Annotated in this window: 11 protein-coding genes; 7 read left to right on the forward strand and 4 right to left on the reverse strand. The window is 65.4% G+C overall.

Going from position 1 to position 9711, the window contains the following annotated elements:
* The first annotated feature begins 1 nt into the window (after position 1).
* The 3 genes from paaD to FB466_RS06090 are packed head-to-tail and all read left to right on the forward strand — an operon-like array spanning position 2 to position 2419.
* Complete coding sequence (paaD, locus tag FB466_RS06080) at positions 2-508, forward strand: 1,2-phenylacetyl-CoA epoxidase subunit PaaD (protein ID WP_141916676.1); 507 nt, start codon at positions 2-4, stop codon at positions 506-508.
* Between the two features lie 2 nt (positions 509-510).
* Complete coding sequence (paaE, locus tag FB466_RS06085; RefSeq protein WP_141916678.1) at positions 511-1626, forward strand: 1,2-phenylacetyl-CoA epoxidase subunit PaaE; 1116 nt, start codon at positions 511-513, stop codon at positions 1624-1626.
* Between the two features lie 19 nt (positions 1627-1645).
* Positions 1646-2419: an enoyl-CoA hydratase/isomerase family protein gene (locus tag FB466_RS06090; protein ID WP_141916886.1), complete on the forward strand. Its 774-nt coding sequence runs from the start codon at positions 1646-1648 to the stop codon at positions 2417-2419.
* Between the two features lie 4 nt (positions 2420-2423).
* On the opposite strand, the gene FB466_RS06095 is transcribed toward FB466_RS06090, so the two are convergent.
* From FB466_RS06095 to FB466_RS13470, 3 genes are read right to left on the reverse strand one after another with little or no spacing between them, the layout of a single operon-like run.
* Complete coding sequence (locus FB466_RS06095) at positions 2424-3752, reverse strand: hypothetical protein (RefSeq protein ID WP_141916474.1); 1329 nt, start codon at positions 3750-3752, stop codon at positions 2424-2426.
* Between the two features lie 4 nt (positions 3753-3756).
* A complete protein-coding gene (locus tag FB466_RS13620; protein ID WP_141916680.1) occupies positions 3757-5142 on the reverse strand; it encodes a S8 family peptidase in 1386 nt (461 codons plus the stop codon).
* Entirely contained in the window at positions 5139-5654 is a 516-nt protein-coding gene (locus FB466_RS13470; RefSeq protein WP_170206044.1) for a hypothetical protein, read from the reverse strand. The genes FB466_RS13620 and FB466_RS13470 overlap by 4 nt, the downstream gene beginning before the upstream one ends.
* Positions 5655-5978: 324 nt before the next feature.
* Between FB466_RS13470 and FB466_RS06110 the strand changes: the two genes are divergently transcribed.
* From FB466_RS06110 to FB466_RS06120, 3 genes are read left to right on the forward strand one after another with little or no spacing between them, the layout of a single operon-like run.
* Complete coding sequence (locus FB466_RS06110; protein ID WP_141916682.1) at positions 5979-7178, forward strand: acetyl-CoA C-acyltransferase; 1200 nt, start codon at positions 5979-5981, stop codon at positions 7176-7178.
* A complete protein-coding gene (locus FB466_RS06115; protein ID WP_141916683.1) occupies positions 7178-7912 on the forward strand; it encodes an enoyl-CoA hydratase/isomerase family protein in 735 nt (244 codons plus the stop codon). Before FB466_RS06110 ends, FB466_RS06115 begins: the two co-directional genes overlap by 1 nt.
* Positions 7909-8781 carry a 3-hydroxyacyl-CoA dehydrogenase family protein gene (locus tag FB466_RS06120; protein WP_141916685.1) on the forward strand — a complete coding sequence of 291 codons (873 nt, stop codon included), beginning with the start codon at positions 7909-7911 and terminating at the stop codon, positions 8779-8781. The genes FB466_RS06115 and FB466_RS06120 overlap by 4 nt, the downstream gene beginning before the upstream one ends.
* Before the next feature lie 52 nt (positions 8782-8833).
* Here FB466_RS06120 and FB466_RS06125 read toward each other — a convergent pair whose 3' ends face one another.
* Entirely contained in the window at positions 8834-9181 is a 348-nt protein-coding gene (locus tag FB466_RS06125; RefSeq protein ID WP_170206050.1) for a hotdog fold thioesterase, read from the reverse strand.
* Between the two features lie 141 nt (positions 9182-9322).
* Here FB466_RS06125 and FB466_RS06130 point away from each other — a divergent pair.
* On the forward strand, positions 9323-9711 hold a 389-nt coding region (locus FB466_RS06130), incomplete at its 3' end, for an aldehyde dehydrogenase family protein (protein ID WP_141916689.1).

Below are 9711 nucleotides of genomic sequence, written 5' to 3' on the forward strand. Positions count from 1 at the left end.
CATGCTCGACGCCGAAATGGAGGTGGCGGTGCGGCGCGTCTGGGATATCGCGGCCACCGTCACCGACCCCGAAATCCCGGTCCTCACCATTGAGGATCTGGGGGTTCTGCGCCGCGTTGACGTATGCGGAACCGCCGTGACCGTGACCCTCACCCCCACCTACAGCGGATGCCCTGCCATGGACACCATGTCGGTGGATGTGCGCCGCGCGCTCGCCACCGCCGGATACAACGACGTCACCGTGACGCTGGCGTTGGCCCCCGCCTGGACCACTGATTGGATCTCTGAACAGGGAAAAATTAAGCTCAATGAGTACGGTATCGCCCCGCCCACCGGCCACTCCGCGCGCGGGACGGCCGGTCCCGTATCGCTGCTCCTGTCCGTGAAATGCCCCCGGTGTTCGTCGCTGAACACCCGCGAACTCTCCCGTTTCGGTTCCACCTCCTGCAAGGCGCTCCACGAGTGCCGCGAGTGCCTGGAACCCTTCGACTACTTCAAGGTGTTGTAACTATGTCCACAGCAAATCTCACCGCGACTAAGCGTCGCGCCCGCTTTCACACCCTGAGGGTGTCGAGTATCCGCCCCCTGACCGCCGAGAGTGTGGAGGTGAGCTTCACCGTTCCTGACGAACTGCACGGCGAGTTTGACTACGTGCCCGGCCAGCATGTGGCCCTGCGCGCCACGCTCGACGGCCGTGAGGTGCGTCGCAGCTACTCGCTGTGTCGCCCGGCCGCCCCCGGCTCGATCAGTGTGGCGATCAAACGCAACCACGGCGGAAAGTTCTCCACCTGGGCCAACACCGAGTTGCGCGCGGGGGATCGGCTGGACGTGATGAGTCCACAGGGCACCTTCACCTCCTCCCTGCCCGACCTCAGCCACGCGCATATCGTGGGGATTGCGGCCGGTTCGGGGATCACCCCGCTCATGTCGCTTGCCCAGACGGCCCTCGCCGCCTCCGACACCTCCCGTTTTTCGCTGCTCTACACCAACCGCACCGCGATTGATGTGATGTTCCTGGAGGAGCTTGCCGACCTCAAAGACCGCTACCCCGGCCGGGTCGCACTGCACCACGTGCTTTCGCGCGAGCAGCGCTCGGCCCCACTGCTCTCGGGCCGCATCGACGAGGAGAAATTTCGCACCATCCTGCGGACTCTGATCTACCCGGAGGGCGTGGACGAGTGGTTCCTGTGCGGCCCGTTTGAGCTGGTGCAACTGTGCCGAGATGTTCTGGAGGCTGTGGGGGTTGACCGCTCCCACGTGCACTATGAGCTGTTCACCACGGGCGAGCCGGGAGAGGAGGCTCCCGACCGGGGCCGGCCGATTGTGGTGGATGAGGCGGGCAACAACCACCTGATCGAGTTCACCCTCGACGGCCAGATTTCGACGGTGAAGACGCCCGTGAACGCCAATGAGAGCATCCTCAACGCCGCCCTGCGGGTGCGCCCCGATGTGCCGTTTGCCTGCGCCGGTGGGGTGTGCGGAACGTGCCGCGCGAAGGTGGTATCGGGGAATGTGCAGATGACCGAAAACTACGCGCTGGAACCGGACGAGATCGAGCGCGGCTACGTGCTCACCTGCCAGTCACACCCCACGAGCGAGACGGTCTCGGTGAGTTACGATGCCTAGCGCGGTGGCCGTCGGCTCGATGGTGGGGCTAGAGATTGCGGATAACGTGGCCCATGTTGTCCTCAACGCTCCGGCGCGGCTCAACTCCCTGGATGCTGCCGCCCTGCGCGACCTTTCCGCCGCCTACGCCGCGGCCGAGGCTGCGGGCGTGCGTGCCCTGGTAGTGCGCGGTGAGGGCCGGGCGTTCTGTGCGGGCCGCGACATTTCCGGGGTTGATCCTCGCACGGATGACGTGGCCGGGTACCTCGGCGGTCTGGTGGAGCCCCTGCTCCGGAGGATGAGTGCGTTTCCCGCACCCACGTTTGCCGCAGCGCACGGGGCCTGCCTGGGGGTGGGCCTCGGTCTGCTGATTGCCACGGATGTGGTGTACGTGGCCGACACGGCCGCGATCGGTTCACCCTTTGCCAACCTGGGGGCCACGCTCGACTCGGGCGGGCACGCTCTCTTCGTGGAGCGGCTGGGCGCGCATCGCACCCTCGACCTGATCTACTCGGGCCGACTGATGTCGGGGGCGGAGGCCGTTGCGGCCGGGCTATTTAGCCAGACCTTCCCCGCCAACGAGGTCACGGAGGCCGCGGTGCGGGCTGCCGTGAGCGCGGCCTCCGGTGCCACCCGGGCGTTCCTGGCGAGCAAGGCGCTCGTGCACCAGCTGCGTGACGAGCGACTGGGGCTGTGGCAGAGCATGGGTATCGAGAACGCGGCGCAGGCGGAACTGTGTGCGACCGCGGACTATCGGGAGGGGTTTCTGGCGTTTCAGGAGAAGCGGCCGCCGGTGTTCACCGGGCGGGGGTAGTGGGTTAGTGGTGCCACCATCGTTTTTTGGGTGTGGGTTTGTTGCGTTCTTCTTCGGCGCGGCGTTGTGCTTGCGCGGCTTCATACAGGGGATCACCGGGGACGCGTGAGCCGGCACCGGCTTTAGGTTGCACGAAGGGTTCATCGTCTTCGAGTCTCGGCGCGATGAGTCCTCGTGTGGTGGGTCGTTTTTTCTCTCCTGATCCGCTACCGGCCGGGGCGCCGCCCATCATGCCCATCCCACCACGAGCACCACCCGTGCCCGTGGGGGTCGTGCTCGCGGGTGCGGGTTTGAGTCCTGTACCGCCCGGGGTGTTACCACCACCCAGGACCACACCGCCGCCGCCCAGGCCGCCCGTGCTGAGTTTCGCGGCCCCTACGGCTACTCCCGCACCCGCGATACCCCCGAGGACACCGCCGGTACCGTTCCCTAAACCGCCCGTGGTACCGCCACCAGAACCACTGCCGTCATCCGCGGACGTGTCTCCGGGATAGTACGGAGACTCAGGATCCCACACGATTCCATCACCCGGCAGCGTACCACCACCGCCACCACCGCCACCGCCGTCACCGGGGCCGGTACCGCCACCACCGCCCGGGCCACCACCGCCGTCACCGGGGCCGGTACCACCGCCACCGCCCGGGCCACCACCGCCGCCGCCGGGGGGTGTTATGCCCGGGACCGTGGAACCCGGGCCTGGGAAAACCGGGCCCCCACCACCGGGTGTTTCAAGACCACCGGTCCGACCCCGTTCCAGCGGGTCCGGATAGTCATACTCCGGCGGAACATCACTACCCGCTTCAGGCTTCTGGTAGCCCTCTCCTGGCCACAGCTCCTTCACGCTGCTTGTGATGCGTTGGGCGATGATTTGTGTAGCGGAAGCGAGTTCTTTGACGGCTTTCTGTGCTTCCTGTTCACGCTGAGCCGCAAGAGCAGACTCGGCAGTCACGATACCGGCCGCGCTGATAATCGTGCCCAACCCCGGGAGGAGAACCGTTCCTCCCGCGATCACCGCCGCTTTATCCACGGGGCTGAGAGCAATTCCCTGGATCTCCTCATACGCATCACGCGCGAAATCAATCAGCATATTCGCCGACTCCACCACACGAGCAATCTCCGCAATAGAACGAGAACTATACGAAAGCTTACGCCCGTCAACATCGAGCTTGTCGCGCGCGGCATCCGCTGATTTCCCGTCCCACCCCGGGTTACCCGCGACCACTTTCATCGCTGCCGCAGCAGTATCGGCCACGGTCGCGATCCGCACAAAATCACTGTTATTCCACTTCGATCGGTACGCCGATTCATACAAGAGTTCTTCGTAGTAGCCCATATCGCTACAATCCTTCCGTGGGAGTCGTGGGAGTCGTGGGAGTCGTGGGAGTCGTGGGAGTCGTGGGAGTCGTGGGAGTCGTGGGAGTCGTGGGAGTCGTGGGAGTCGTGGGAGTCGTGGGAGTCGTGGGAGTCGTTTTTCGTCGGTTTCGAAGGATAAGCACCGTGGTGACCGCTGCAACAACAACCAACCCGCCAACCGCCACCCCACCCCACAGCAAGAGATCAGGCAGAGTTACCGCACCCGCAGGCGCGGCCGAGGTCGGCTGCGCGGACGCCCCAAAAACATCCTCAAACAACGGAGAACCGAAATCCTTGTCGAAAAGAGGATTCACATCCGGGTACTGCGTCGGATCAACACGAAGCATATGCTGCAACGACACAGACCCATACCCCCAATACCCAGCGGGATCAAAGAAAAGATCATGATCCTCACTCCCGGTATTACGAATAAGAGTCTGTAACAACTGGTTTCCCGTGGCCTCTGGATACTTTGATTTCACCAGGGCCAAGAAACCCGACGTAATCGCGGTCGCCATCGACGTTCCCGAACTCGTCCCAAAACTTGTCCACGAACGATTCAGAGTCAGGATGTCTCCACCGGGACCGACTACGGTCACCGCTGGATCCACTTTCGCGGAGTTAGCGACAATCGCACCCGCGGGCGTTTCCGCCTGCAGAGTCACAACGCCATTGAGCGTAGAGAGTCCCGAGGCGGTGACCAGATCATTCGAGGTCCCCGAAACGAGCACAACCCCCTTCTGCAACGCGTAGGTCACCGCCTGAACCACCGGACGAGTAGCACCCGCTCCGAGTGACATGGAAATAATGTCTGCCCCATCATCAACCGCCTGCGTAATCGCCTCAGCCAAGGCCTCCTGGAATGCGCCCTTCTTGTCGCGGTAGCAATCAGCAACTGAACTAAAATCAGGTCCAAAATCTAAGTTGCGGAATAAAGCCGCGTAGTAGTTGATCTGGGCATCCGGTGCGACGCCGAGGGGTGCCTGCACCCCGGGCGCACCGCCATCCCCATTACCCGCGATAAACATGGTCATCTCGGTTCCGTGACTGGCCTCTTCCGGGTTACTGCTGGTGGCCGGGGCACGCGTTCCCGGGGTATCGGAAAGATCGCAGTAAGACGGTTCACGCACCGTGATATTCGCGTCCGCGAGAGCGGGCATCTCACGATACAAAGGCGAGTCAATAATAGCGATCGTGACACCCTGCCCCGTGAACCCACTGTCATGAGCCTCTTGCACACCATAATTGTCGTAGTACCAGAGCCCGGGAGTGCCCTCCGCCGCAGCCGGGACAAGCCCCACACCCCCCAGCACCGCGACCACAACCCCGGCACCAAACACCCGCACCCCCACCCTCCAGGGGCGGGTCACCCCTCGCCCCCAGCCGACGACGCACTACTCCCCGAACCACCCGCACCACCCGGAGCCGCCCCCGGCCCCGAACCACCAGACACCACACCCGGCCCGGTGCCCGCACCAGGTGCCGCAGCACCAGTACCGCCCGCACCACCCGGAGCCGCACCCGGCCCGGCCACCGGCGAAGACACCGGGACCACAGCGGCCACGACACCCTCAACCCACTCCGTTTCAACCCGCAACTCATGCGCAAAGTTCTCATCAAGAGCACTAAGATCCTCAACCGTGGCCTTGATATTATCCGCCTGAGTCGCAAGATACCCTTGCCACCCATCAGTACGCTTCTTCAACTGCACCATCGCCCAGTCCAACGTATCGTCAAGCTCCTGAGTAGCCGTAGGATCCGCCGCACACGTAAGATTCGGCGGCGGACCAGGATACGCCGCCGCGAGATCTTCCTGCGCATTTCGGAGTTTCTGAATAGCCGTGAGAACCTCTTCTTCCCGGATCCCAATGTTGTACGTCATATCCCTACTCCATCACCGCACAAAAAACAAAAAAAAGGAGCACCACCGAACAACTCGGTAACGCCCCCACAACCAGCACGCCAGGCACACACACCCAACATAAAACATCCCCAGCGTAACGGAGCCTCTCTGAGGTTGCAAAACGGAGAGCCCGTTTTGTGGATAACTTCATGCTGTTGCGCGGCGAGAGCCGGTGCGGCCCGCGCGTGTCGGTCGCGCGTGTCGGTTCGGCTTGCACCCGCGGGGCATCCCTGAGACAATTACTGTCCGAACGTTCGGTAATTATTACGTTCATCCCATCGACAGCGCGGTCAAGGAGAAAACATGGCAGAGGCATTTCTGGTGGGCGGTGCCCGCACCCCGGTGGGACGTTACGGTGGGGTCCTCGCCACGGTTCGGGCGGATGATTTGGCCGCGCTCGTCATCGGCGAGACCGTGCGTCGCGCACAAGCCGATTCCCCGCTCTTCAACACAGATCTCATTGACGAGGTGATTCTCGGCAACGCCAACCAGGCCGGTGAAGACAACCGCAATGTGGCGCGGATGGCGACCCTGCTCGCGGGGCTGCCCGACAGCATCCCGGGCATCACGGTGAACCGGCTGTGCGCCTCGGGTCTCTCCGCAATCACGATGGCCGCCCAGGCGATCCGGGCGGGGGACGCCGATGTGATCGTGGCCGGTGGTGTTGAGTCGATGACTCGTGCGCCCTGGGTGCAGGGTAAACCCGAGCGCGCCTTTGCCAAACCCGGCCCGCAATTTGATACCTCCATCGGATGGCGCTTCACCAACCCGCGCCTCGCCGCACGCGATAAAGCCACGTTCTCGATGCCGGAGACGGCCGAGGAGGTTGCCCGGGTGGAGGGGATTAGCCGTGAGGACGCCGACGCCTTCGCCCTCACCAGCCAGCAGCGCGCCACCGCCGCACTTGATGCGGGCCGCTTTGCGGACGAGATCGTGGGGGTGCCCACCCGTTCGGGCGAGGTGCTCCTCGACGAGGGTCCGCGTCGCGACTCCACGCTGGCGGCCCTCGCCGGGTTGCGGCCCGTGGTGCCCGGCGGCAGCGTGGTGACGGCGGGCAACGCCAGTTCCCTCAACGACGGAGCCTCAGCCCTCCTTGTCGCGAGCGGCGCAGCGGTCCAACGCTACGGACTCGTGCCGCGTGCGCGCATTGTGACCGGTGTGACTGTGGGGCTTGCCCCCGAGATCATGGGGATGGGCCCCGTGCCCGCTACGCAGAAGGCGCTTGCCCGCGCGGGCCTCGAGGTGGGCGACCTGGGCTCGGTTGAACTCAACGAGGCGTTTGCGACGCAGTCCCTCGCGTGCATCCGTCGCCTCGGGCTCGACCCGGCGCGCGTGAACGCCGACGGCGGTGCGATTGCCCTGGGCCACGCGCTCGGGTCGAGCGGGGCGCGGCTCCTGGTTACCCTGCTGGGGCGGATGGCCCGCGAGGAGTCCCGTTACGGTCTCGCCACCATGTGCGTGGGCGTGGGCCAAGGCTCCGCGATGATCGTCGAGCGTGTGTGATGGCCGCCCTCAGCGTGGAGCGGCGCGATGACCGCTACGTTGTTCTTCTCAACCGGCCGGAGGTGCGCAACGCGATTGACCGGCAGATGATTGAGGAACTGCACGGTGTGTGTGCCGAGCTGGAGACATCGCCGCGCATCCTCATTATTGCGGGTGCGGGCGGCGTCTTTGCCTCCGGGGCCGATATCGGGCAGCTACGTGAGCGCCGGGCCGCTGACGCCCTGGCGGGCATCAACACCCGGGCTTTTGAGCGGATCGCCGCGCTGCCAATGCCCGTGATTGCGGCCATCGACGGCTACGCGCTGGGCGGGGGAGCCGAGCTCGCCTACGCCGCCGACTTCCGCATCGGCACACCCGCCCTGAAAATGGGGAACCCGGAGACGGGGCTCGGCATCATCGCCGCGGCCGGGGCCACCTGGCGACTGCGCGAGCTTGTGGGTGAGCCGCTTGCCAAGGAGATTCTGCTCGCGGGTCGGGTGCTGGATGCCGACGAGGCCCGTGCCGCCCATCTCGTCACCGAGATTCACCCCGCCGACGAACTCCTCGCGGCCGCGCACGCGCTGGCCGACCGCATCGCGCGGCAGGACCCGCTCGCCACGCGGCACACCAAGGCGGTGTTCCACGCGGCCCGGGAGGAGCATCCCGCCGTGGACCTGGCAGCGCAGGCCGAACTGTTCGAATCGCCCGAGAAGTTTCGGCGAATGACCGAGTTTCTTGAGAGGAAAAAGCGATGATCGCACCGGAGAAGACGGGTGTTCCGCCGCGGGTGGGTGTGCTCGGTGGCGGCCGGATGGGTGCCGGGATCGCCCACGCGTTCCTGGTCTCGGGGGCTGAGGTGGTGGTGGTTGAGCGCAACGCAGCCGAGGCCGCTGCCGCCCGAGCCCGCGTGCTGGCCTCCGTGGATGCGGGGGTTGCGCGTGGCACGATGACCGAGGATCGCGACGCCGTGGCCGCTCGGCTGAGCGCCGACACCGATGACGCGCTCTTCGGTCACTGCGGGCTCGTACTGGAGGCCGTGCCGGAGGACCCGGTGCTTAAGCTGGAGTCGCTGCGGCGGGTGGAGGCGGTGCTCGCCCCGGGCGCGGCGCTCGCGAGTAACACGTCCTCTATCTCGATTGATGACCTCGCGGGGAACCTTGCTCGGCCGGAAACTTTCCTCGGAATGCACTTCTTTAACCCCGTCCCCGCCTCCGCGTTGGTCGAGGTGGTGCGCGGCGCGGCGACTGACGACGCGCTCGTGGTGCGCGCGCAAGGCTGGGTGCGGGCGCTGGGTAAGACGCCCGTCACCGTCAACGACGCCCCCGGGTTCGCATCCTCCCGGCTGGGCGTGGCGATTGGGTTGGAAGCGATCCGGATGCTCGAGGAGGGCGTCGCCTCCGCCGAGGATATTGACGCCGCGATGGTGCTGGGTTACAGGTTCCCGATCGGGCCGCTCCGGCTCACCGACGTTGTCGGTCTCGACGTGCGTCTCGGCATCGCCGAGTACCTGCACGAGCGGCTGGGTGCGCGCTTCGAACCGCCCGCGCTGCTGCGCGCGCTCGTGGCGGAGGGGCAGCTGGGCCGCAAGTCGGGCCGCGGGTTCTACGAGTGGGGGGAGGGGTGAGGTGCCAGCCGGGGGTCGCACATCCGGTCGGCACCCCGCTCCGGCGGGAGGGCTACTCGCCCCTCACGATCAGGTTGGTGATTCGCGCGGTACACAGCCGCCGACCCTGGTCGTCGCTGATGATGATCTCGTGGCTGGCGAGTGTGCGGCCCAGCCTGATGGCCGTGGCCACGCCGGTGACGGTGCCCCCGGTTGCCGAGCGGTGGTGCGTGGCGTTGAGGTCGACACCCACAACCGTTGTGCCCGGCCCGGCGTGCAGGATCGCAGCCCACGAGCCGAGAGCCTCCGCAAACGCCGCCGAGGCACCCCCGTGCAGCAGGCCAAATGCTTGCCGATTGCCCTCGACGGGCATGGTGGCCACGACCCGATTCCCGGATTCCTCCAGGATTTCAACACCCATCTTTTTTTCGAGCTCACCGAGCACGATCTTCCAGTCACTGTTCGACACACTGGCCCCTTTCCAAGGGTTCGGCGCGCGCCCGGCCCCGTTGGCGGGCGCATCTGCGACGAGCTTAGCCAATAATTTTTGAGGAGAATTACCATGACCACCATCATTCCCAGCTACATCCAGGGTTCCTGGTTCACCCCTGAGACGGATGCCGGTGCCCGCCTCGTGCGTGATGCCGCCACGGGCGAACCGATTGCGCGCGTCTCCTCCGCGGGGCTCGACCTGGCCGGTGCGCTGCACTACGCTCGCACGGTTGGCCAGGCCTCCCTGGGGCAGCTCACCTTCCACGAGCGCGCCCTGCTGCTCAAACAGATGGCCCAGGCTCTCACGGCCCGCAAGTCTGAACTGTACGAGCTGTCGAGTAGAACCGGTGCCACAAAAAATGACTCGATGGTTGATATTGACGGCGGCATCGGCGTGCTCTTCACCTACTCCTCGAAGGGTCGCCGTGAGATGCCGAACACCACCGTGTACCTGGATGG

The sequence above is a fragment of the Klugiella xanthotipulae genome (assembly GCF_006716695.1).
Lineage (GTDB): Bacteria > Actinomycetota > Actinomycetes > Actinomycetales > Microbacteriaceae > Klugiella > Klugiella xanthotipulae.

What these genes read in the sequence shown, in the direction of transcription:
- FB466_RS06110 (WP_141916682.1), top strand. Translation starts at nt 5,979, where the DNA reads ATGGCAGAGGCATTTCTGGTGGGCGGTGCCCGCACCCCGGTGGGACGT.
- FB466_RS06120 (WP_141916685.1), top strand. Translation starts at nt 7,909, where the DNA reads ATGATCGCACCGGAGAAGACGGGTGTTCCGCCGCGGGTGGGTGTGCTC.
- FB466_RS13470 (WP_170206044.1), bottom strand. Translation starts at nt 5,654, where the DNA reads ATGACGTACAACATTGGGATCCGGGAAGAAGAGGTTCTCACGGCTATT.
- paaE (WP_141916678.1), top strand. Translation starts at nt 511, where the DNA reads ATGTCCACAGCAAATCTCACCGCGACTAAGCGTCGCGCCCGCTTTCAC.
- paaD (WP_141916676.1), top strand. Translation starts at nt 2, where the DNA reads ATGCTCGACGCCGAAATGGAGGTGGCGGTGCGGCGCGTCTGGGATATC.
- FB466_RS06095 (WP_141916474.1), bottom strand. Translation starts at nt 3,752, where the DNA reads ATGGGCTACTACGAAGAACTCTTGTATGAATCGGCGTACCGATCGAAG.
- FB466_RS06125 (WP_170206050.1), bottom strand. Translation starts at nt 9,181, where the DNA reads ATGGGTGTTGAAATCCTGGAGGAATCCGGGAATCGGGTCGTGGCCACC.
- FB466_RS06090 (WP_141916886.1), top strand. Translation starts at nt 1,646, where the DNA reads ATGGTGGGGCTAGAGATTGCGGATAACGTGGCCCATGTTGTCCTCAAC.
- FB466_RS06115 (WP_141916683.1), top strand. Translation starts at nt 7,178, where the DNA reads ATGGCCGCCCTCAGCGTGGAGCGGCGCGATGACCGCTACGTTGTTCTT.